The organism is Bacillus cereus group sp. MS39, from assembly GCF_040448665.1.
GTDB classification, from domain to species: Bacteria; Bacillota; Bacilli; order Bacillales; family Bacillaceae_G; genus Bacillus_A; species Bacillus_A wiedmannii.
Genome location: NZ_CP123058.1, coordinates 4,096,104 through 4,118,896 on the forward strand (window position 1 = coordinate 4,096,104; position 22,793 = coordinate 4,118,896).

Consider the following 22,793-nt stretch of genomic DNA (forward strand, 5'->3'; position numbering starts at 1 on the left):
AAAGTTTCACTTTGGAGTTTTTAGCTCCCCACATATTTAACAACAAGGTGCGGATTAATTTCTCCTTCTTCCTTTCCCTTATTAATTCTCTGTTTCATCTTGTGCATACCGATGACATCATTCGTATGAAGGTGAATTTCATTTACATATAACCCCTCTTTACAAAAAGCCTCTACAAAATCTAATCCATTTCTTTCCCCCCATCCCATATTAAAATCAAGGGAAAGAATATTCACATCATAATCCCGAACCATTTGCAAGGCACATTCTACTGTAGTGGCGGGCACATACCCGTACGGACAACTTCTTTGATCATCCATATATACATTCATGTTCTATCCCCTCTCTATTTTGTATACGTGACCAACATGTAACATATTGCCCCAAGGCTAATAAAAGGACCGAACGGAATTTGGCTCCTCATTTTCATACGTTTTAATACTATACCAACTCCAAAGAAACAAAGACTAAAGCAAGATGCTAAAAATAAGATCATAAAAATCCCTTTCAGTCCCACTATAAATCCAAGTAACGAAAGTAATTTTATATCCCCTCCACCAAGCCCTTCTGGATATATCTTTTGCATGCAATATAACAAAATGAATATAACGCCACTACCAACTATACTATCTGTCCAAGTCACTAATGGCACAAAAACACATTCTAAAATGAGTAAACAGGCAAACCAAGCTAAAATACGATTGGGGATTAACATATATATGTAATCTGTAACTGAAATAATAAGAAGTAGCGAAAAAAGCGATAAAATGATGATAAGCTCTCGTTCCACCCCAATCATATATACAGTAAGAAGAAATATCATTCCTGTTACAAGTTCAAATACTACGTACAAAATTGAAATTTTCCTCTTACAATTCGTACAACGTCCTCTTTGTATACAAAAAGAAATGATTGGAATCAATTCTTTTGGCTTTAGCACATACTTACAATAATGACAATGTGAACGCGGGGTAATGATAGACTCACCTAGCGGCACTCTCATTGCAATTAACATAAAAAAAGAACCAAACACCATCCCCACTAACAATGCATATAAATAAGTGAACATCCCTTCCTCTCCTTTCCAGAAGAACATAGCAAAAAAAGGAGAGAACTTCTACTTCATATTATTTCTATTCTATTAAAAAAGCAGGCCATTTTCCGGCCTGCTTTCCCCTCTTTTATACGATGAAATATACTGCTTTTAATGGTCCGTGTACTCCGACAACAAGATTCATTTCAATATCTGCCGAGTTACTAGGTCCTGTAATAAAGTTAATACAAGATGCTACTGCCTCGCCATTTTCTACACGTGTGTTCATATCCTGAACTGCTTGTGTAATACGAGGCACAAGTGTTTCACGTGGAATAATAGCAAAGTATACAGTCGGTAAAAAGTGTAAAGAACGACCTTGGCCTTTATGACTTTGTACAACAATCGTACCAGATTCAGCTAAAGTATAATCACTAAATGCGATTCCAATATTCGCTCTTTCTGCGATACGCATATTCTCTTCTTTTTTCTCAGGATCCCATACATTCACTTCAACATTTTGCTTTGGAAGCTCTTCTTTAAATAAAGAAGTCAATCCATAAGAATCAAAACGTTCGTCTGCCGATAACATAATAGGTCCCCCACCGTTTTCCACGATTACTTTTTGAATATCTTCACGTAAACGGTCGTTTGTCGTTTCCACTACAGTTGTATGAATGTTTGTACATTGATTTTTAAATACTTCTAACAATTCTTCTTTTGAATAATCTTTTAGCGTTTCTACATTCACATTACTTTTCCATGCTGGACGCTTTACGCCTTCTGTTTTCCGCTCACGTCCAAGTTCTTTTGCAATATTATCTAGAAAGGACTCACGGTTTTGAATTAATCCTGTCATTATTTGTCCCCGCCTTTCTTATGATCTTTATACCAATCACGGAATCGTTCTTTACTTGGAGCCGGGAATTCACGAATATCTGTCCAGTTTTTAAGTGGCCCAACACCTTTTGATACACGGTTGCCCGATGTAAATGGACTCATTGCTGCTGGCGCCATTTTTGATCCCATTTTATATAAAGCTGCTGAAGATGCACCCATACTAAACATTTTCATTGCTAATTTTTCTGCAAGTGGTGCACGTCCTTCTTGCTCAACAATTACTTGACGATGTTTTAATAATAAATCATGCAATGGTATTTTTACTGGACAAGCTTCTGTACACGCTCCGCATAAACTAGAGGCATATGGAAGCTCTTTGTAATCATCGTATCCACCTAAAAGTGGTGTTAATACCGCACCGATTGGTCCTGAGTATATAGAACCATACGAATGTCCACCAACGTGACGATATACAGGACATACGTTAACACAAGCAGCACAACGAATACATTGCAATACTGAGCGGAATTCAGATCCAAGAATTTGAGAGCGGCCATTATCAACAACAACTAAGTGGAATTCTTCTGGTCCATCTACTTCCTCTTCTTGAATTGGTCCCGCTACAGTTACATAACTTGTTAATTTTTGCCCTACTGCACTACGACATAGTAAACCAACTAAAACATCTAATTCTTCCATTGTCGGAACCATACGTTCCATACCCATTACTGCAATTTGAGTTTTCGGAATCGACATAACAAGATCGGCATTACCTTCGTTCGTTACTAAACAAAGAGAGCCAGTATTTGCAACTGCAAAGTTACAACCTGTCACACCAATTTCTGCATCCATAAATTTCTCACGAAGTTGTTTACGAACAAACTTTGTCATTTCATATGGATCATCAGAATTTTCATAGCCAAGCTTTTCTTTAAATACATCACGAATTTGCGTTCTGTTTTTATGAAGTGCGGGCGCAATAATATGTGAAGGTGGATCGTTATCTACTTGCAAGATATACTCTCCTAAGTCACTTTCTAACACTTCACAACCAATCTCTTCAAGGGCATGATTCATACTAATTTCTTCAGTTACCATTGATTTTGATTTTACAACTTTCTTCGCTTGTTTCTTTTTTGCAACGTCTTGAATATACTTTGCTGCTTCCTCTTTCGTTTTCGCAAAGTACACATGTCCGCCTCTTTTTGATACATTTTCACTTAACTGCATTAAGTAATAATCAAGGTTTTCTAACGTATGTTGGCGAATTTGTTCACCTAGTTCACGCCACTCTTCCCAGTTTCCTAATTCTTCCGCTGCTTTTAAGCGATTCGTATATAAGCGCGTTTGCGCAGAAGATACTGCTCCGCGCATAAAAGAATCTTGAATTCCATCGCCAACGCGATCATTAAATTTTTTCTCACTGATTTTCATAGACATAGCTTATGTTCCCCCTTCATGAGCGACTATTTAGTACCTCAGCAATATGCATTACTTTTATTTCTTTTCCTAAACGCTCAATACGTCCGCCAATGTTTAACAAACACCCACAATCTGCACCGATTAAATAATCAGCACCTGTTTCCATTGCACTATCTACCTTTTCATCTACCATTTGCTCAGAAATTGGAGTCATCTTCACTGAAAACGTTCCCCCAAACCCACAACAATTTTGTTCGTTTGGCAGTTCTCTCACAGTTAATCCTTTTACGTTTGATAATAAAATTCCTGGTGCCTCTTTTACTCCAAGCAGGCGTGTCATATGACAAGATTTATGAATAGTAGCTATCCCTGGTAAGCTTGCACCAACATCTGTCACTTTTAAAACATCTACAATAAATTGTGTAAATTCATATGTTTTATCAGCAACCTTTTGTGCACGTTTAGCCCACTTCGGATCATCTTTAAAAACATGCGGATACTCATGAAACATTGTCGCACAAGAACCAGATGGTGTAACGATATATTCTGCATCTTCGAAAGTTTCAATCATATGTTTCATCGCTTCTTTTGCTGCTTCTACATGGCCGCTATTATAAGCAGGCTGACCACAACAAACTTGTGCTTCTGGAAATTCAATTTCACAACCTAAACGCTCCAACACTTCAACTGTTGCTTTGCCGACGTTTGTTTCAAACATATCGACTAAACAAGTAACAAATAAAGTAACTTTCATAATTATTACTCCCCCTTTTTACAACTCCACCAACAAACATATGGTCATCAGATGACTGAGAAAAGAAGAAGTAGGCTCAACCATGGCCTATCCTCTCCCTCTTCTAAAGAAAACGCTTACTTAATCTTTCTCTATTTTATCAAAAAATTTGATTTTTAAAAGATTAAATTACGAATTTATATCGTTTTTACCTGTGACAATATGTTCTACATTTGTTAAATGATCTAGCATTGCTTGCTGCGCTAATTCTACATCTTGCTTTAACACTGCATCATATATAACTTGATGCTCTTCTATAAGTCGTTCTGATGTTGTTTGTTCACCATATAAAATAATGCGTCTTGATTCACCAATCGTTTCAGCAATCATCTCTGAAACGTGATTCATGAGTTCAATCAAAATGTTGTTATGCGAAGACTCCGCAATTCCCATATGGAACTGAAAATCTGCTTTTTCGCCAGCCTTTTCATCTCCAATGCTCTTTGCCATTTCATCTAACCAATGCTTCATATTTTGCAAATTATCTTCCGTACGTTTTGCCGCAGCTGCTCGAACTGCCCCCACTTCAAGCACCTTTCGTACTTCTAATAAGTTTAAAATATCTTCTTTCTTCATTAATAATTTATTGTTTAATGATTTTGTTAATGAAGAAGAATCGAAATTCTTCACATATGTACCTTCTCCTTGTTTCATCTCAATTAAGCCCATTGCTCTTAGCGCACTTAGCGCTTCACGAACAGCAGATCTACCAACTTGAAACTGCTCAGCTAATTGATGTACAGGAAGTAGTTTGTCACCAGGTTTTAACGTACCATTTTTAATCATTGTTAAAATAGCTTCAGATACTTCTTCGTAAATCTTTTTCGGTTTAATAGATTTGTACTCCAGTTAAATCACCTCAGTATCTTCCAAACAACAATTGAAACGATTTATAAGAACTTTGCATCATAACTATTTTAGAACGAATTGGTAAGAAGTACAAATGTTTTGTTCATAAAATCGTCAAATTTTTAATATTTATTTGATATTAATTTATATTTATTCCTCTATTCGTTTGCACTCATGAAGAAAAGCATGTCCTTCACGTTAGAACATGCTTTCTTCAACTTGTATTTTCAATTTAAAACTAACCGTCGTTCCATGCCCTTTTTCACTTTCAATTCGCCACTGTCCATCATGTATATGAACAATTTGTCTGACAATGGCAAGGCCTAAACCTGTTCCCCCATGTTGACGACTTCTCGCTTTATCAACGCGATAAAAACGTTCACCAAGATTTTCTAAATGCTCTGTTTCAATACCGATTCCTGTATCTTTTATGTTTAATTCACAGTAATCATCTATCTGCCTGAGTGTTATCATAATATCCCCGTTTTGATTTGTATACCGTATCGCATTATCTAACACGTTATGAAGCACTTGTTGCATGCGATCCTCATCAATCATTACAATGATTTCTGGATTTAAATTTGTTGAAATACGAATTTTCTTTTCTATAAACTTAATCTCATACGTATCTAACACATCTTCAATCAGTTGTGAAAAAACGATAGGTTGTTTCTTTAACGGAAAATGTTCACCTTCTAATTGTGCTAAATCTAATAAATCATGAACGAGACGCTGCATACGACCCGCTTCTTTATGAATGAGCTGTGTTACTTTTTCCTGCTGTGGTCCCTTCGCTACACCATCTAAAATAGCTTCACTATATCCTTTTATATAACTAAGCGGTGTTCTTAGTTCATGCGAAACGTTAGCTAAAAATTCCTTACGCTTTACGTCTTCTGTCTCTAAAGAATTTGCCATTTTATTAAATGCTTTTCCTAATCGTCCAATTTCATCTTCGGAAGAAATTGTAATCCGTTCTGAGAAATCTCCCGTAGCCAAATGATTGGCAACTCGTTCCATTTGCGAAAGCGGTCTCGTAATAGCAATAATAATCTTTCTACCAATCCATATTGTCAGTAAAGTCATAGCAAGTGCTAACGGTGCTAAAATAAGGCCCATATCATATATTAAGTCTTTTATACTTTTTAAAGGAATATAAGAATATACAATGCCAACTAACTTTTTATTTTCTAAAACAGGGATGACAACCCCCATAATATTTCGGTCAAAATGTTCCTCATACCCTATCTTTGTCACAGTTTTTCCATCTAATAATGCTTGCCTGTCCCCTTCACTTATAAGAGAGTGATGATGCACATCAAAAGGTAAACACGCGCTTAAATCACGCGGATTAGATACGAAAAGAACATCTGAACTCGATATTTGATCAAATGCCCTTACTTTCTCTTCAAAAGTTGCTATTCCTTCACGCTTATCATATTGCGCAGCAAGACGCTTCCCTTCCATTACTAATGAATCTTTTAAATTATCAACGTATAGTTTTTCATACGAGTATAAAGATACAAAATAAAGAAAGGAAACTGTTACACATACTGCACATACTACTGTAAGCCAAAGCTTCTGTACCATCGTAAACATACGTTACACCTCAAATTTATAGCCTACACCCCAAACCGTTTGAATGTAGTTTCCACTTTCTCCAAGCTTCAAACGCATCGTTTTCACGTGCGTATCCACTGTTCTTGTACTTCCGGCATAATCATATCCCCATACCTTTTCCAGCAATTGTTCCCGGCTAAATACTTGTCCCGTATGTTGGCAAAGAAAATAGAGTAAATCAAACTCTTTTACTGTAAGAGAAATCGGCTCACCATCAGCCTCAATCTTCCTACTTTTTTCATTAATAAGTATCGGTCCAAACTGAATCTCCTCTTGTTGCTCTTGCTTTGTATAACGTCTTAACACAGCTTCCATACGAGCAATTAGTTCTCCAGGACTAAAAGGCTTTACAATATAATCATCTGCTCCCATACGCAAGCCGTTCACCCTATTCCACTCTTCACCTTTTGCTGTTAAAAATATAATTGGTACATCTGACGTTTTTCTAATTTCTTTACAAACTGAAAGTCCATCCATCTCTGGCATCATAATATCTAATACAACGAAATCATAATGATCAGTCTCTAATTTTTTTAGAGCCTCTTTTCCATTTTCAGCTTCTCCCCACTCGTATCCGAAATTATCTAAGTACATTCCAACAAGCTGCCTCATATCACTTTCATCATCTACAACTAGCACCCTATATTTACTCATTGTCCTTACCTTCCCTCTCTATGAGTTGAAACGGCCCTTTTCCGACTTTAATTGTTTGTTTTATTTTCAAACTCTTCATATCCATGACGCACACTTCATCACTATCATAGCTTGCTACGTATCCTTCTGCTCCGCTCTTCAAAAATGCAAATGGATTCGATCCTACTTCTACAGAAGCCACCTCTTTATACGTGCTAACATCAAACTTTCTAAGCGTATTCGAACCGTGACTTAATGCATATACATACTTATTATCCTTCGTTATATTCACAGGCATAAACGGAGCATGTAAAGAACGTACCATTTCTCCGCTCTTCAATGAATACACTAATACTTTTTCATTGACTTGATTTCCATCACCATGTCCGCCAATCCATATTTCTTTCCCATCTGGGCTAATTGTCGCTCCCGTTGATGCTGGGGGAATCATAAAGGATTGTATCACTTCTTTTTTCTTTATATCAATGGTCGTTAGCTTCGTATCATAAAAGTTTAATACCGATAACTGGTTATCGTGCTCTACCATCGTAATTGGTCCTTTTCCTGTTGATACACTCCCTGTCTCTTTCCCTTTTATCGTAAAGAACCTTACCTTTTGGGCAGTTTGATCGGCAGCAAATAATTGTTTTTTATCCTCGGATACAATCACATTTACAATGCCTTTTCCCGTTTTATATTTGTCCACTTGCCTTCCTTCTGCTAGTGAATATACATACATGTACTCTAACTGCTTGCCATATACAAGTATGTCCTCACCGTTTGGAAGTAGTGCAACTCCTGCCATTGGTTCATTAAGTTCCCATGTCGTAATTAACTTTTTATTTTTTTCATCAACAAAACTAATACTACCTTCTTTTATATTCGTTGTTATAATAACACTTTTATCTTTAGCAATCGGTGTATATGAACTTCCTTGACACCCTACTAATAGAAATAAAAAACAGAGAAGAAAAACATACTTTCTCAAAAGATTCCCTCCATCTTCGGATGATTTCGTTATAATTGTAAAATAACAAATAAATGTGTGGAAAGTGTGAAATTTTCCTTTCTTACTTCATTTACATATATAATGTACAACAAATAGAATTTGAGGTGTGCAAATTATGCTTTTTCCTGATTTAGCGAATAAAATTGTACGAGAAGTACGCAGATTAATTAAAGAAAATATCATTATCATTAATATACAAGGCGTTATTATCGCAAGTACAGATGTAGAAAGAATCGGCCAATTTCATGAAGGTGCACTCCGATGCGCGAAACAAAAGAAAACTGTCATTATTACAAAAGCAGATGAACGACGTTTGCAAGGCGTAAAGGCGGGTATGAACCTCCCCTTACTATTTCATGACGAAGTAATTGGTGTCATTGGAATTACAGGCGAACCTGAAAACATTTCGCAATACGGAGAAATATTACGTAAAATGACCGAACTACTCATTCACGAAAACTACTTTTTAGAACAACTAGAACTTGAACACCGTTCTTATGAAGCATTTGTCTTTGATTGGCTTCAAAATACAGACTGGTCTCCAAGCTTTCTCGATCGCGCAAAAACACTTGGTATTGATTTATATAAGAAGAAACAACTTATTTTGTTCTCTATCGATCAAAATGACACGATGCTTCAGCGTAAGATTTGGCAACACGTACGCAATCTATTAACAAAGGAGCATCTATTTGTTCGCTGGGGAAATGATCGATTCATTTTATTTACAGCCACAAACTCCAAAGAGCAAACGTATCAATTTTTAAAAAGATTAAAGCAAGACTGTGAAACTTTGTTTTCTATTCCTTTATATATTGGGATTGGACAATCCGTTACACCAAGCAATATGAACTTATCGTACGAACAAGCATTACAAGCTCTTTCCGTATCACTTGAAACGAAAAAAATTGTATTTAATGAAGATTTACGTTTAGAAATGTGCTTACAAGATATTTCTGGTGAAACGCGGGAACAGTTTCTAAGGCGCACCATCGAAAACTTACTATCATCTCCTGAGCTTATGCACACTTTACGCTTATTTATTGATTATAACCAATCCTATAAACAAACAGCTGAACAATTACATATACACATTAACACATTGCATTACAGACTTAAAAAGATTGAGGAGCATACAGGACTTGACCCGAAACAATTCAAAGACTTAAACATTTTATACTTCTCGCTCCTCTTATTAGATAATCACACAAAAAAGAATGATAAAAAAGATTAATCTTTAGATGATTATACATAGAAAGAATCCCCCAACTTTTTTATCATTATAATGAAAGCACTGTTACAACGTTTTTTATTATGATCAAATACGTTAACAGTTTGAGGGGGATTTCCAATGTTAGAAAAGCAAATTATTCATTCATTCGTATCCATTGTTGGCGAAGATAATGTAGATACATCCAATATGGGGCGTTTAACGTATAGTTATGATGCCACTCCAAACTTCCAAGCAATGCCTGATGCAGTCGTTGCTCCTCGTAATACAAATGAAGTAGCTGAAGTGTTAAAAATATGTAACACTCACAAAATTCCTGTATATGTTCGTGGTTCTGGAACAAACCTTTGCGCGGGGACATGTCCACTTGAAGGCGGTATCGTCCTTATCTTCCGCCATATGAATAACATTTTAGAAATTGATGAAGAGAATTTAACAATTACTGTACAAGCTGGTGTAATTACACTTGATATTATTAAAGCGGTAGAAGAAAAAGGTTTATTTTATCCACCAGATCCAAGCTCGATGAAAATTTCTACAATCGGCGGTAACATTAATGAAAACTCAGGTGGATTACGCGGATTAAAATATGGCGTAACACGTGATTATGTGATGGGTCTTGAACTTGTCTTACCAAATGGCGATATTATTCGTACTGGCGGTAAATTAGCAAAAGATGTAGCTGGTTACGATTTAACTCGTTTATTTATCGGTTCTGAAGGAACACTTGGCGTCGTAACAGAAGCAATATTAAAACTTGTTCCTATGCCTGAAACGAAGAAAACGATGCTTGCACTATATGAAGATATTAATGAAGCTGCACGTGCTGTTTCTTCTATTATTGCAAATAAAATCATTCCAGCGACACTTGAGTTTTTAGACCAGCCGACAATTGAAGTAGTAGAAGAGTTTGCACAAATCGGTTTACCAACTGATGTAAAAGCAATTTTATTAATCGAACAAGACGGTCCACCTGAAGTTGTCAATCGAGATATTGAAAAAATGGCTAACGTTTGCCGCTCCATGAATGCAGTCGATGTTCGCATTGCAAAAGATGAAGCGGAAGCAGATGCACTTCGGACAGCTCGCCGTAGTGCACTATCAGCACTTGCAAGATTAAAACCTACTACAATATTAGAAGATGCAACGGTACCACGCTCACAAATAGCTCCGATGGTTGAAGCTATTAATGCGATTGCAAAAAAATATAATATTCCTATTTGTACGTTTGGGCATGCTGGCGACGGCAACCTACACCCAACTTGTATGACAGATGCTCGTAATGAAGAAGAAATGCACCGAGCTGAACAAGCTTTTGCTGAAATATTTGCGAAAGCAATTGAACTTGGTGGCACAATTACTGGTGAACATGGTGTTGGTGCGATGAAAGCTCCTTATTTAGAAATGAAATTAGGTAAAGAAGGTATTGCTGCCATGCAAGGAATTAAACAAGCCTTCGATCCAAATAACATTATGAACCCTGGCAAGATGTTCGCGAAAGACACTCGCAAAAGAGTGGTGGTTGAGCGATGACAACATTAAATAAAGAAAACATTCAAAAAGAATTTAAAGAAAGATTAAGTGAAGATGAACTACTAAACTGTATGCGATGCGGTTTCTGTTTACCTACTTGTCCTACTTACATTCAATCTGGATATAAAGAATCACATTCACCACGAGGACGTATTGCATTAATGAAAGCGGTCGTTGACGGTTTAATTGAACCAGATGAAGATGTTGAAAATACCTTGAATGTTTGCCTCGGCTGCCGTGCTTGTGAACCTGTTTGTCCATCAGGTGTAAATTACGGACATTTATTAGAAGAAGCTCGTGATATTATAAATCAAAACAAGAAGTTCTCGGTGCCAGTGAGAGCCGTTCGTAAAGTCGTTTTTGAAGGGCTCTTCCCCCATCAAAATCGAATGAGAACATTAACAGGATTAATCGGATTTTACCAACGTTCTGGTTTACAAACGCTAACACATAAAATGGGTATTATGAAGTTATTCCCTGAAACACTTGCAACAATGGATCTCGTTTTACCAAAAGTCCCTAAAATGAAAGCAATGAAAGATCGTCCTGCATTTTTACCTGCTGAGAGTACAAAAAAGAAACAAGTTGCATTCTTCACAGGCTGTTTAATGGATACGATGTTTTTAGAAACAAATAACGCAACGATGAAACTTCTTCAGTTAGCTGGTTGTGATATCGTTATTCCGAAAACACAAAGTTGCTGCGGTGCATTACATGGGCATGCTGGTGAAAAGAGCGGAGCGAAAGAATTAGCAAAACGAAATATAAAAGCATTCGAGGATTTAAATATCGACTATATTATTACGAATGCAGGTGGTTGCGGAGCTTACCTCGTAGACTACGATTATCTTTTAAAAGATGATCCACAGTGGGCTGAACGCGCAAAGCAGTTTGTTTCTAAAATTAAAGATATTACTGCTATTCTAGTAGAACTAGATTTCCATAAACGAAATGACTTACGACTTCCATCGCAAATTATTACGTATCAAGACTCTTGTCATTTACGCAATGTTATGCGAACATCTTCAGAACCTCGTATGTTACTAGAAGCAATTCAAGGCGCAACATATCGTGAAATGAAAGATGCGGATCGCTGCTGTGGTTCTGCTGGTATTTACAATATTGTTCATTCAGAACTATCCATGGAATTTCTAGATTATAAAATGGACCGTGTACATGAAACAGAAGCAGCAACTATTGTTACTGCAAATCCAGGTTGTCTACTACAAATGAAATTAGGCATTGAACGAGAAGGAATTTCTCATAAAATGAGAGGAATTCACATTGTAGATTTATTATTAGAAGCAATTGAAACCAACTCGTAATAACTCGTAACATACGTAATAATAGGAAAACGGCTATCTCCTTCGTCTATGTAAAGAGATAGCCGCTTTTTTGTCCGCTACAAGATTAAGAATATGTTACTTTATTATAAAAAAGAACAACAGAAACATTACAGTTTTGTAAAAATCAATCCATTATATTCCTCAAAAAAACGCTCAAATCATTGATACAATAGGATTCTTCATTTTCAATATAGGTACATTTATCCAAAAACCCCCTCTTAAAACGAAGTATAAAAATGCTGAAAATTCCTTTTATACTCTATGTTTCTCTTATTTTTCCCCTTTTCTTCAATTAGGATAAATTAGGTAATTTTAAAGTCTATGAATTTTTTTCCATCTTTTTTCTCACAAATTGTATGCTACGATGAATTTGTCAGTCAGACAGGCTGTCAAAACAAATCGTGTGAAAACAAATTAAAACTTTATATAGGGGGACACACATCATGAAAAAACGTGTTTTATTATCTGTAGCTGCTGCAACAGCTCTTACTTTAGGAGTATCATCTTTAGATGCACAAGCTGCAACAGTACAACCATCTAACGCAAAGGTTCAAAATATTCAGCATTCAAAAGTGATGATGAAGCAAATGAGCCAACAAGAATTACAAGCATTCTTACAATCTATGGGCGTTGAGTCATTAGCACAATGGCAACAAGGAAATTTCCAACCAAACTGCTTCATTCCTGGTCAACAACCAACTGAAAATGTTGTAACTGAGCAACCAACAGCTAAGCCAGAAACTCAAAAGCCTGCTGAGCAAAAACCAGTTGAGCAAAAGCCTGCTGAAGAAGTTCAAAAACCAGAAGCTCAAAAACCTGCTGAAAACAACAATACTCAAAAACCTGCTGAACAAAAACCTGCTGAGCAAAAGCCTGCTGAAGAAGCAAAATCTTTAAGCGAATTCGAACAACGTGTTGTTGAATTAACAAACGCTGAACGTGCAAAACAAGGCTTACCAGCACTAAAAATCGATACTGAATTAAGCAAAGTAGCACGTGTTAAATCTGAAGATATGCAGAAGAATAACTACTTTGATCATAACAGCCCTACATACGGGTCTCCGTTTGACATGATGAAGAAATTTGGTATTTCTTATACATCTGCCGGTGAAAACATCGCTCAAGGCCAACGTACACCTGAAGAAGTAGTACAAGCTTGGATGAACAGTGCTGGACACCGTGCAAACATCTTAAATAACGGCTTCACTCACATCGGTGTTGGCTATGTAGAAAGCGGCAACTACTGGACACAACAATTTATTACGAAGTAAATAGATTAAAAGAGTCTTCTCATAATGAGAAGACTCTTTTTTATGTTTCATAACTTTCTATTATGTATGAGTATAAAATGTAAAACATGAACAAAATAGAACCACTACTTATTACACTAAGTAATACATAAAACCCCCACTTCAAGTTCAAAAATAATGAAAATAATATACTACATGCCATTATTTGAAAAATCCGCCTACTCACTAAACGGATCTTTTGTAATTTGATTGGGTCTTTTTCCGTACTCTGAACTTGTTTAAACAACTTACTAAGCATAAAAAGAAACATACTAATTCCAATTGTTAGTCCTGTTTGAAAGGATATCATACTTCCAAAATTAATAAAGAGAATGAGCATATGGATAAACAACATAAATAAAGTAATCGTCTTTAGAAATCCACTTATAATGACATGCTCGCCTTCATTCAACTTATATATATTATGTGAAATAATATACATCAATCCATGTAAAAAAATAAGAAAAAAAGGAATAAATGCTATAACAACTTGTTTGCTCATAAAATCGTTCGGCCCACCATTTTCATCCCAATGTACAGCCATCTCATTTGGTAAATATGGATAGAGGCATAGAGTAACTAAAAGACAAACGAAAAATATTCCTAGTATATATTTATATTTGACCAAGCAATTCTCACCTCTCTTTTCTCTTAACGGCTTCGCTTCTTTTAGAGAAATTCCTGCAAGAATCTACTTTTCTCAAATTTAAACTTACACTTTACGCCTTCATTCTTTGAAATTCTTTCATTGTATGATTTAATTTTGCAGGGAATGGTACATCCACTTCGATCTCTTCTTTCGTAATGGGATGTAAGAAGTTTATCTTCATCGCATGTAATGCTTGCCCAGACATATATTGCGTTTGTCCACCATATAATACATCCCCAACTAATGGATTACCATTATAGCTCATATGAACACGAATTTGATGGGTTCTACCCGTTTCTAATTGTAACGTTACGAACGTAACATTTTGGTTTTTAAAATACTTCTCTACTTTATAAAATGTGATGGCTTGATCTCCCTTTGGAGAAACACGTCGTCTCGTCGCATGATGGCGATCTCTTCCAATAGCTGCGTCAATTGTTCCTTGCTTACCTTTTACTTTCCCTTCCACAAGCGCCGCATATGTTCTTTTAATTTTTCGTTCCATTAATAAACGATCCATAATTGCACCAGCAATTCTATGCTTAGCAAACACGACACCACCTGTCGTATCTTTATCTAACCGATGAATATGACGAACCTTCGTCTCTAAACCTTGCATTTGAAAATGAAAGGCAACAAGGTTTGCAAGTGTTCCCGTTCCACCTTTTTCCGCAGGATGCGTATCCATCTTCTCAGGCTTATTTACGATGAGTACGTGATCGTCTTCATATACTACATCTAATTCACCATATTCAGGCTCTACATCGTATTCTTCTTCCATAAACATATGTACTTGTAACTTATCGCCTTCTTTTAAAAGCTCATTCCATCTTCTCTGTTCTCCGTTAACGGTAATACCTTTTTCCATACGAAGCTGATGTAACAACTTTTTCGGTATTTCCCATTCTATTTTTAATAACGAATCAATACTTATGCCATTCCATTTCGCTGGAACAGTAATTTCACACCATTCGCCCTTCTTCTTCGTTTCCATACTGTATCACCTTATTTCTATTGATTCTCTCATTGTAACGGAAAATACAATTTGATGCACCGTCAAAAATAGAGGACAGTCTTATAGTAGACTGTCCTCCTCACGCTCTACGCCGTTTCATTTCCTGCAATACTTCTTCCGCTTTTTGCTCATACGATAAATCTTTAAAGAAATCCGCCAATCTTTTATAATCATTATACGTATCTAATAAGTCATCAATTTTTTCTACTTTCATCACTTGTTGTTTTTGCTTCATTTTTACTGGATAACGATAGCCCGATACTTCTTGTATTTTGTAATACTCATCCTCTACTTGAATGACCTTTACAAGTTCCTCCTCTTCCGCATCCATCGTATACCCATCAAAATCTCTAAGTAATTCATAAATGATATGAGTCCATTCATCTTTTGGATAAAATCCTTTTTCTAATCGATAACCGACAATGCGATACATATGCCCATCGTTTTCTGCAAACTGTACTGTATCATTTAGCTTAAACTTAAAATAACGAAACATTGCCTTCACCTACTTATATGTAATGTTCTTATCACATACTATTTGCAAAATGTAGGCCTTGCTATTCATAAAAAAATACTCATCTATAAGATGAGTATTTTTTACGATGATTTTTCTCTTTTCTTTCGAAATGGTAACCACCAGTTCCAATCTCCAAACAGTTTCATTAAACTTGGTACAAGCATAAGACGAATAATTGTTGCATCAAGGAATATTGCTAATGCAACACCAAGCCCCATTTGCCGTACTGGTAAAATATCAGTAAAGGCAAACGCACCAGTTACAACAATCATAATTAATGCAGCTGATGTAATGATTCTACTTGTTGACACAAGTCCTTCTAACGTCGCTTGATCGTTATCTCCTGTTTCTTCATACAGTTCATGAATACGTGAAATAAGAAAGACTTCATAATCCATGCTAAGCCCAAATACGAGACCGAAAATGAAGATTGGTAAGACAAATAGAACAGGACTCGCATCTAAACCAAAATGCCCACCTTCAAATAACCAAACAACAATTCCTATTGTTGCACTTAAACTAAGTATATTCATAATAATCGCCTTAATCGGAATGAGTATAGACCGGAATGCAAATAATAATATAACAAAGGTCGATCCAAATATAACAGACATACCAATTGCAACTTTATCTTTAATTTCATCTTCTAACTCTTGTTGGAACGTCGTCATCCCGCCTAAATAATACGTTACATCTGTTTCTTTATAATTTTGTTTAAAATCACGAACCCACTGTTTAGCAGTTTCAGTACGTGGTTTTGTTTTCAAAAAGATTTCTATCGTCGTCTTATTTCCTTTCGTATACGCTTCAAATATAGGAGCTAGTTTCGCCGCTTCTGGCGACTCTAACATTCCAGCAACTTGATCTGCTTTCATACGAGTTAACCCGTCGTATAAGCTTCTAACTTCATATACTTTCTTATCATCTTTTAAGTTTTGAACGACTTCTTCTATCTTTTGTAAACTTTCTTTTTCTTTCATATCTTTTTTCGTCTCTACCACTAACGTAACATCAGCATGTTTTTTTGCAGTATTATTAAATGCCTCTTCGTACTTCTCATATGCAATTCTTGTATCACTTTGTTTAGGTAGAGCTTCTACGTCAGGGAACTGCAAATTAGCTGTACGTAACGGTAATAAGCAAATAACAATAAACGTTGTAACAATAATAATCATTGCGATTGGATGTTTCATTACAAATTGCGCAAATTTACGCCACGCCTTTGCCGGCGTATGTGCTACTTGATTCTTTTTTAATATTCGTTTCCCAATTAATGATAATAGCGCTGGAAGAAGTGTGAGTGAGAATAAAATACTCATAATCACAACAATCATTCCGCTAATTGCGACAGACTGAATATAATCGATCTTAAAGAAAAACAAGCCGGATAATCCAACAAATACACATAATCCTGAAAATACGATAGCGCGCCCTGCTGTTTGATATGTAATTGCTATCGCTTCTTTTACCGTTCGCTTTGCAACTTCCTCTCGAAAGCGATTTACAAATAATAGCGCAAAATCAATAGATAGCGCAAGTCCAATCATCGGTGCAACATTTAACACAAAGATAGATAGTTCCTTATCGCTACCTATAAAGTATAATATGCCCATCGTACTAATAACACTAAGTGCCCCATTTACAATTGGTAAAATAGATGCCAAAAGGCTACCAAATGAAAATAGTAATACGAGAAATGCAATTGGTAATCCAATCATCTCTGCTACTTTTAAATCATTTTGCGTTCTTTCATTAATCTCTTGATTAATTTTTGGAAACCCTGTAGGCGTTACTTTTAATGCTGCATTACTTTCCTTTTCGATTTTATCAGCAAATTGCAATGTCTTTTCCATTCGTTCTTTATTTGTTTTCCCGGAAAATAAAATTGTCGCATAGCCGATATCATCTTGTAACATTTCTTTATTTTGCACTGGGTGATGGAAAGATTCATATGTCTCTTTCTCTTTTACATTCTTTACAATTCCCTCTACTTGCTTTTGAAATTCCTCATGTGAAGCACCCTTATTTTTTTCAAAAACGAGTAGAAGTGTGTCTTGAGACCTCTTAAAATCTTTATCTAAAATTTCTTTCGTTTTTTGATAGTCCCCTTCCGTTTGGAAACCATCACCGCCCAATACTCCCGGCAGCTTTGGAGCGAAAATACCGAGCGCGATCGCAACCAATAGTAACGCTACAATTACTGTATAACGAAACTGATACAAAAAAGCTCCTAATTTCCCCCACTTATCTACTTTATGTACATTTGTTTTCACACATTTTCACCTACTTTAAATAATTCAATTGTCATTTATACTGTATCACATCTTCGTACAAACAAAAAACGTCTGGAAACACTATAATGATAGTTTTTCCAGACGTTTTTTATCTCTCTTTATTAAGTCCCAATCTCTTGGTAAGTAAACGATGGCAGTAAATCGCCATAATTAACAAAATACCACCTACGCAATAACCAGCTAAAATATCAGTTGGATAATGTACATTTAAAATAACTCTACTTAATCCAATCGATACAATTACAATTCCCATCAAAATCGTTATAACATATTTTCCAGTTACACTCTTCAAATTTGCCGCAATAATATAAGTAAGAAACCCGAATGTCATAATAGATAACATTGCATGTCCACTAGGGAAGCTATACCCAAGCGCATCCAACGTTTCATTTAACGATGGGCGCTCCCTTTTCACAATTTCTTTTATCCCTTTATTAACAAGATGTGTTATTAAAATGCCCATTGGATACACGATCATCGCAGCATAATAACGTTTTCTCCAAAAAACAAGTAAACTTATAGCCAGCGTAGTTACGATCCCGATAGCAGAACCTAATTTTGTATAGTGTGAGAAAAATGTAAGCGAACCTTCTGTTTGTAATCCTTTTACTAATGCTCGGACATATGTATCCATCACTGTAACGCCACCCGCATGTACGCGCCAAGCAACAATGCCAAATACAGCAAGTAATAAAACGATACATACTACCTCATATTGATGCAACTTCTTTTTCAAGCGATTTCCTCCTACTATGAAAAAATGCGATTTCTATTTTAGAAACCGCATTTCCTTACTTATTTACCTTTTGTTTTTAACTCTGTCCAGTAACGATCATAGTCTTTTAACTTATCGTCTACATCAACAAGCCATTCTGTACGATCTAATTCTTCTTTCGTTAAGAAGATCATGTGGTTTTCACGATATTCTTTACTATGAAGAGGATGAGCTTTTTCATTTGGATTACTGTATCCAATTGACTCGTAGTTTTTCACACTTACTTTCTCATCTAATAAGTAGTTCATAAACTTCTCTGCAAGCTCTTTGTTTTTCGCACCTTTTGGAATCGCTAACGTATCAGCCCAAATTGTGCCGCCTTCTTTTGGTACAACATACTCTACATCTTTATTATCTTTTGCGATAAATGCTGCATCTCCAGACCAAACTGTTCCGATCCAAGCATCTTCTGTAATGAATTTTTGTTTAATATTATCTGTATCAAATGCTAATAAGTTTGGAAGTAGCTTCTGTAAATCATTCGCAGCTGTCTTTAACTGTGCATCGTCTTTCGTGCTGTTTGAGAATCCATGCTTCTTAAGACCCATTCCTAACACTTCACGAGAATCATTTAATAAAGTTACATGCCCTTTATATTTCTCATTCCATAAATCAGCCCAGCTTGTAGGTGCTTCTTTCACATACTTTTTATTGTATGCAATTCCTGTTACGCCCCAAGTATATACTAAAGAATATTTATTCTCTGGGTCAAACGCAGGTGTTTTGAAATTAGAAATCATATTTTCGATATTTGGGATATTCTTTTTATCTAACGGCGCTAATAAATCCATTTTTGCCATTGTTTTAACCATGTAATCAGATGGCTGAATTAAATCATACTTCGCGCCACCAGCTTGTAATTTCGCAAGCATTTCTTCGTTACTTGCGTACTTATCATAGTTAACTTTCACGTTATATTTCTTTTCAAAATCTCTTAGCACTTGCTCATCAAAATTATCAGCCCAGCTATAAATATTTAACTCTTCTTTCTTTTCACCACAACCAGCAAGTACACCAGCAACAAGGCTAAAGCTAATTGCTGCGCCGGCTAATCTTTTCATTAATTTCATCGATTTATTACCCCCTCGTACTTTCTATATCGTTCGTATTATAAAGGAAGGTGTCCTCCAGAGTTTTCTTCACCATCTGCACCTTTGTTACGGAAGATTTCAGATAGAACCATTAATCCTACGATAGCCACAATTAAAATTGTAGAAAGTGCATTAATTTCTGGTGATACTCCGCGCTTAACCATACTGTAAATGTATAATGGCAATGTTGTTGATCCTGGTCCTGATACGAAGAAACTAATTACAAAATCATCAATTGATAATGTGAATGTTAATAATGCGGCTGAAATAACTCCTGGTGCAATTGCTGGGAACGTTACATAACGAAACGTTTGCCACGGCGTTGCTCCTAAATCATTCGCAGCCTCTTCTAAATCACGCCCCATACCAGAAAGACGTGCTGCTAAAATAACGACAACAAATGAAATACTAAATGTAATGTGCGCAATAATAATTGTTGTCTTGCCAAGCTCCATACCTAATTGACTAAATAAGATAAGTAAAGATAACCCCATTAAAATATCAGGAATTAATATTGGTAAATACACAAGACCGTTAATAGCCCCTTCATAACGATATTTATAACGATGTAATGCAATGGCGAAAATCACACCAAGAACTGTCGTTACAATCGTCGTTACGATCGCAATCGTCATACTATTTACAAACGCATCAATAACATCTTGCTTTTGAAATAAATCTGTATACCAATGGAATGTAAAACCTTCCCATTCCGCATTAATGCGAGAATCATTGAAGGAATATACCATTAAAACCATCATTGGAAAATACAAGAACAATAAAATTAACCAAGAATAAGAAACTAAAAACTTCTTCATCTTTGCTTATTCCCCTCCGTTCCCATCATATTTATATACTTTCGTTGCACGATAATATAAGTAAATTAACAGAACAGAGAATAGAACAACAATCATAGATAACGCAGATCCAAACGGCCAGTCACGCGCTCCTAAGAATTGATTTTGAATTACGTTTCCGATTAATGCTACTTTCGATCCACCCATAACGTCTGATACAACAAACATTCCGATAGAAGAAACAAACACTAAAATAGAACCAGTAGCAATTCCTGACATTGTCATTGGTACTGTTACATTCCAAAATGCCTTTGCTGGTGTTGCTCCTAAATCATAAGCTGCTTCTAGCTTACGTTTATCAAGCTGCTCAATCGCTGCATACACCGGTAAAATCATAAATGGTAATAAAGAATAGACCATTCCGAGTATTACAGAAGGTGTATTATATAGTAAATTTAAAGGTTCACTAATAATACCTAGTTTCAACAGCAATGTGTTTACAAGACCTTGTGAACGTAAAATAACAATCCATGCGTATGAACGAACAAGGAAGTTAATCCAAAACGGGATCGTTGCCAATAATAAAAGAATGGAACGGTATTTACGATCAACAATTGTAATTGTATAAGCAAATGGATAACCAATTACTAAACAGATTACTGTTGTAATAACTGCAATCTTAACAGTTTCCCATAACGTTCCCATGTATAGTGGATCAAACACACGAGCTATATTCTCTAACGTAAATTGCATTTCCACTGTTCCGTATGCTCCGCGTTGCATAAAGGCAAATGCCAATACAAACAGAAGGGGAATTAGGAAGAAGATTAACAGCCACGCAACTGTAGGTAGTGCGAGTAATTTCCCTTTTTTCAATTTAAGGTCACCTCGTCCTCTTGCTCCCAGCCTACGTATACATTATCTCCAATGCTCCACTGCGCTGCTTCTTCAGCAGTTTGATATGCCATTAGTAATTCTGATGTTTTCTCGTCACGTACATACAGCTTTTCCATATTTCCAACAAACTCAACGTCTTCAATATGTCCAAGATGGTATTCTTTTAAAATCGGCTCTTCAACCGAACGTACTTTTACGTTTTCAGGGCGAATTGCTACATAGCCTTCCCCATTTTTCACAATATTATTTTCACCGATAAATGTCGCAACGAACATTGTTTTCGGCTTATTGTAAATTTCTTTCGGCGTTCCAATTTGCTCAATATGTCCTTTATTCATAACGACAATACGATCACTCATGCTCATCGCTTCTTCTTGATCGTGCGTTACGTATATGAATGTAATTCCTAAATTACGTTGTAAGTTTTTCAATTCACGTTGCAAATCTTTTCTTAACTTAAAGTCTAACGCCCCAAGTGGCTCATCTAGTAATAATACACGCGGGTTATTTACAATCGCTCTCGCAATTGCTACACGCTGCTGCTGTCCACCAGAAAGCTTTGCAGGTTTACGATTACGGAACTCAAGTAACTGCGTTAAAAGCATTGCCTCTTCAGCACGCTCTTTCTGCTCTGCTGCCGGTACTTTCTGCATTTTCATACCGAAACAAATATTTTTCTCCACATTCATATGTGGGAATAGCGCATAATGTTGGAACACTAAGTTCATATGACGCTTATATGGTGGCAAATCGTTAATCTTTTCATCATCTAATAAAAGATTCCCTTTAGTTGGTGTTTCAAAGCCTGCGATCATGCGAAGTAACGTTGTTTTCCCGCAACCACTCGGCCCTAAAATCGTTAAAAATTCCCCTTCTTTAATGTCTAAAGAAAGAGGTGGGATAATCACTTGATTTCCAAAATGTTTTTCTACTGCTTCAACTTTAATAATCTTTTTCATTTTCCCGTCCTATCTACCTTAAATTTTAATTTTTATATTCATGAATAAATATTTATGTTCTATAGACTATTTTTTGTTTCGATCCAAACAAAAATGGTTGTTTAGCGTTCTCTTCTATTCTTTATGTAGTATGTTTGATTCATTTTTGCATGATACATATGTCGAACAGAAAAACCCCTTCCATTACGAAGGGGCTATTATCAT

The 22,793-nt window shown here is 36.0% G+C and carries 22 protein-coding genes; 4 read left to right on the plus strand and 18 right to left on the minus strand.

Features of this window, described 5'->3' with window-relative positions; all coding sequences use genetic code 11:
• Window positions 1-20: 20 nt before the first annotated feature.
• The 9 genes from QEP67_RS21295 to QEP67_RS21335 form a co-directional block, all read right to left on the minus strand.
• Window positions 21-332, minus strand: coding sequence for a cyclic-phosphate processing receiver domain-containing protein (locus tag QEP67_RS21295; protein WP_048567059.1), 312 nt, complete (start codon window positions 330-332; stop codon window positions 21-23).
• 14 nt (window positions 333-346) lie between these two features.
• Window positions 347-1,069, minus strand: a complete 723-nt coding sequence (locus QEP67_RS21300) for an A24 family peptidase (protein WP_000495731.1) — start codon at window positions 1,067-1,069, stop codon at window positions 347-349.
• Window positions 1,070-1,181: 112 nt separating this feature from the next.
• Window positions 1,182-1,892, minus strand: coding sequence for a lactate utilization protein C (locus QEP67_RS21305; RefSeq protein WP_000147203.1), 711 nt, complete (start codon window positions 1,890-1,892; stop codon window positions 1,182-1,184).
• Complete coding sequence (locus tag QEP67_RS21310; protein WP_000061936.1) at window positions 1,892-3,313, minus strand: LutB/LldF family L-lactate oxidation iron-sulfur protein; 1,422 nt, start codon at window positions 3,311-3,313, stop codon at window positions 1,892-1,894. Before QEP67_RS21310 ends, QEP67_RS21305 begins: the two co-directional genes overlap by 1 nt.
• Window positions 3,314-3,329: 16 nt before the next feature.
• Window positions 3,330-4,049: a (Fe-S)-binding protein gene (locus tag QEP67_RS21315; RefSeq protein WP_000869144.1), complete on the minus strand. Its 720-nt coding sequence runs from the start codon at window positions 4,047-4,049 to the stop codon at window positions 3,330-3,332.
• A gap of 168 nt (window positions 4,050-4,217) precedes the next feature.
• Window positions 4,218-4,874, minus strand: a complete 657-nt coding sequence (locus QEP67_RS21320; protein WP_000594433.1) for a FadR/GntR family transcriptional regulator — start codon at window positions 4,872-4,874, stop codon at window positions 4,218-4,220.
• Window positions 4,875-5,135: 261 nt separating this feature from the next.
• A complete protein-coding gene (locus QEP67_RS21325) occupies window positions 5,136-6,536 on the minus strand; it encodes an ATP-binding protein (RefSeq protein WP_000494800.1) in 1,401 nt (466 codons plus the stop codon).
• 3 nt (window positions 6,537-6,539) lie between these two features.
• On the minus strand, window positions 6,540-7,211 hold the full coding sequence (locus QEP67_RS21330; protein ID WP_000049878.1) for a response regulator transcription factor: 672 nt from the start codon (window positions 7,209-7,211) through the stop codon (window positions 6,540-6,542).
• Window positions 7,204-8,178 (minus strand): YVTN family beta-propeller repeat-containing protein, encoded by a 975-nt coding sequence (locus QEP67_RS21335; RefSeq protein ID WP_064473636.1) that lies wholly within the window; start codon window positions 8,176-8,178, stop codon window positions 7,204-7,206. Before QEP67_RS21335 ends, QEP67_RS21330 begins: the two co-directional genes overlap by 8 nt.
• Before the next feature lie 136 nt (window positions 8,179-8,314).
• On the opposite strand from QEP67_RS21335, the gene QEP67_RS21340 reads away from it, so the two are divergent.
• The 4 genes from QEP67_RS21340 (at window position 8,315) to QEP67_RS21355 (ending at window position 13,577) form a co-directional block, all read left to right on the plus strand.
• Window positions 8,315-9,430 (plus strand): sugar diacid recognition domain-containing protein, encoded by a 1,116-nt coding sequence (locus QEP67_RS21340; RefSeq protein ID WP_000898633.1) that lies wholly within the window; start codon window positions 8,315-8,317, stop codon window positions 9,428-9,430.
• A gap of 117 nt (window positions 9,431-9,547) precedes the next feature.
• The gene (gene glcD, locus QEP67_RS21345) at window positions 9,548-10,960 is read left to right on the plus strand and encodes a glycolate oxidase subunit GlcD (protein WP_000890764.1); all 1,413 of its coding nucleotides are present in this window, start codon (window positions 9,548-9,550) and stop codon (window positions 10,958-10,960) included.
• Complete coding sequence (locus QEP67_RS21350) at window positions 10,957-12,285, plus strand: (Fe-S)-binding protein (protein WP_046958241.1); 1,329 nt, start codon at window positions 10,957-10,959, stop codon at window positions 12,283-12,285. The genes glcD and QEP67_RS21350 overlap by 4 nt, the downstream gene beginning before the upstream one ends.
• Window positions 12,286-12,749: 464 nt before the next feature.
• Window positions 12,750-13,577: a CAP domain-containing protein gene (locus QEP67_RS21355; protein WP_048567055.1), complete on the plus strand. Its 828-nt coding sequence runs from the start codon at window positions 12,750-12,752 to the stop codon at window positions 13,575-13,577.
• Window positions 13,578-13,617: 40 nt separating this feature from the next.
• On the opposite strand, the gene QEP67_RS21360 is transcribed toward QEP67_RS21355, so the two are convergent.
• The 9 genes from QEP67_RS21360 to potA form a co-directional block, all read right to left on the minus strand.
• Window positions 13,618-14,223, minus strand: coding sequence for a DUF1648 domain-containing protein (locus tag QEP67_RS21360; RefSeq protein WP_048567054.1), 606 nt, complete (start codon window positions 14,221-14,223; stop codon window positions 13,618-13,620).
• 91 nt (window positions 14,224-14,314) lie between these two features.
• Window positions 14,315-15,238 carry an RluA family pseudouridine synthase gene (locus QEP67_RS21365; RefSeq protein ID WP_000448333.1) on the minus strand — a complete coding sequence of 308 codons (924 nt, stop codon included), beginning with the start codon at window positions 15,236-15,238 and terminating at the stop codon, window positions 14,315-14,317.
• A gap of 100 nt (window positions 15,239-15,338) precedes the next feature.
• A complete protein-coding gene (locus tag QEP67_RS21370; RefSeq protein ID WP_000490295.1) occupies window positions 15,339-15,755 on the minus strand; it encodes a hypothetical protein in 417 nt (138 codons plus the stop codon).
• A gap of 101 nt (window positions 15,756-15,856) precedes the next feature.
• Window positions 15,857-18,049 (minus strand): MMPL family transporter, encoded by a 2,193-nt coding sequence (locus tag QEP67_RS21375; RefSeq protein WP_353706408.1) that lies wholly within the window; start codon window positions 18,047-18,049, stop codon window positions 15,857-15,859.
• A gap of 109 nt (window positions 18,050-18,158) precedes the next feature.
• A complete protein-coding gene (locus QEP67_RS21380) occupies window positions 18,159-18,806 on the minus strand; it encodes a phosphatase PAP2 family protein (protein ID WP_000727812.1) in 648 nt (215 codons plus the stop codon).
• 59 nt (window positions 18,807-18,865) lie between these two features.
• Complete coding sequence (gene potD, locus QEP67_RS21385) at window positions 18,866-19,915, minus strand: spermidine/putrescine ABC transporter substrate-binding protein PotD (protein WP_000772503.1); 1,050 nt, start codon at window positions 19,913-19,915, stop codon at window positions 18,866-18,868.
• 38 nt (window positions 19,916-19,953) lie between these two features.
• Window positions 19,954-20,754, minus strand: coding sequence for a spermidine/putrescine ABC transporter permease PotC (gene potC / locus QEP67_RS21390; RefSeq protein WP_000714199.1), 801 nt, complete (start codon window positions 20,752-20,754; stop codon window positions 19,954-19,956).
• A gap of 6 nt (window positions 20,755-20,760) precedes the next feature.
• A complete protein-coding gene (gene potB, locus QEP67_RS21395; RefSeq protein ID WP_000715495.1) occupies window positions 20,761-21,609 on the minus strand; it encodes a spermidine/putrescine ABC transporter permease PotB in 849 nt (282 codons plus the stop codon).
• The gene (gene potA / locus QEP67_RS21400; protein ID WP_353706409.1) at window positions 21,606-22,589 is read right to left on the minus strand and encodes a spermidine/putrescine ABC transporter ATP-binding protein PotA; all 984 of its coding nucleotides are present in this window, start codon (window positions 22,587-22,589) and stop codon (window positions 21,606-21,608) included. The genes potB and potA overlap by 4 nt, the downstream gene beginning before the upstream one ends.
• Window positions 22,590-22,793 lie beyond the last annotated feature (204 nt).

Excerpts from the sequence above, each read along its gene's own strand:
- QEP67_RS21325 (WP_000494800.1), bottom strand. The coding sequence starts at position 6,536 with ATGTTTACGATGGTACAGAAGCTTTGGCTTACAGTAGTATGTGCAGTA.
- QEP67_RS21305 (WP_000147203.1), bottom strand. The coding sequence starts at position 1,892 with ATGACAGGATTAATTCAAAACCGTGAGTCCTTTCTAGATAATATTGCA.
- QEP67_RS21340 (WP_000898633.1), top strand. The coding sequence starts at position 8,315 with ATGCTTTTTCCTGATTTAGCGAATAAAATTGTACGAGAAGTACGCAGA.
- QEP67_RS21310 (WP_000061936.1), bottom strand. The coding sequence starts at position 3,313 with ATGTCTATGAAAATCAGTGAGAAAAAATTTAATGATCGCGTTGGCGAT.
- QEP67_RS21320 (WP_000594433.1), bottom strand. The coding sequence starts at position 4,874 with ATGATTAAAAATGGTACGTTAAAACCTGGTGACAAACTACTTCCTGTA.
- potA (WP_353706409.1), bottom strand. The coding sequence starts at position 22,589 with ATGAAAAAGATTATTAAAGTTGAAGCAGTAGAAAAACATTTTGGAAAT.
- QEP67_RS21300 (WP_000495731.1), bottom strand. The coding sequence starts at position 1,069 with ATGTTCACTTATTTATATGCATTGTTAGTGGGGATGGTGTTTGGTTCT.
- QEP67_RS21365 (WP_000448333.1), bottom strand. The coding sequence starts at position 15,238 with ATGGAAACGAAGAAGAAGGGCGAATGGTGTGAAATTACTGTTCCAGCG.
- potC (WP_000714199.1), bottom strand. The coding sequence starts at position 20,754 with ATGAAGAAGTTTTTAGTTTCTTATTCTTGGTTAATTTTATTGTTCTTG.
- QEP67_RS21315 (WP_000869144.1), bottom strand. The coding sequence starts at position 4,049 with ATGAAAGTTACTTTATTTGTTACTTGTTTAGTCGATATGTTTGAAACA.
- glcD (WP_000890764.1), top strand. The coding sequence starts at position 9,548 with ATGTTAGAAAAGCAAATTATTCATTCATTCGTATCCATTGTTGGCGAA.
- QEP67_RS21330 (WP_000049878.1), bottom strand. The coding sequence starts at position 7,211 with ATGAGTAAATATAGGGTGCTAGTTGTAGATGATGAAAGTGATATGAGG.
- QEP67_RS21355 (WP_048567055.1), top strand. The coding sequence starts at position 12,750 with ATGAAAAAACGTGTTTTATTATCTGTAGCTGCTGCAACAGCTCTTACT.
- QEP67_RS21350 (WP_046958241.1), top strand. The coding sequence starts at position 10,957 with ATGACAACATTAAATAAAGAAAACATTCAAAAAGAATTTAAAGAAAGA.
- QEP67_RS21295 (WP_048567059.1), bottom strand. The coding sequence starts at position 332 with ATGAATGTATATATGGATGATCAAAGAAGTTGTCCGTACGGGTATGTG.
- QEP67_RS21370 (WP_000490295.1), bottom strand. The coding sequence starts at position 15,755 with ATGTTTCGTTATTTTAAGTTTAAGCTAAATGATACAGTACAGTTTGCA.
- potD (WP_000772503.1), bottom strand. The coding sequence starts at position 19,915 with ATGAAATTAATGAAAAGATTAGCCGGCGCAGCAATTAGCTTTAGCCTT.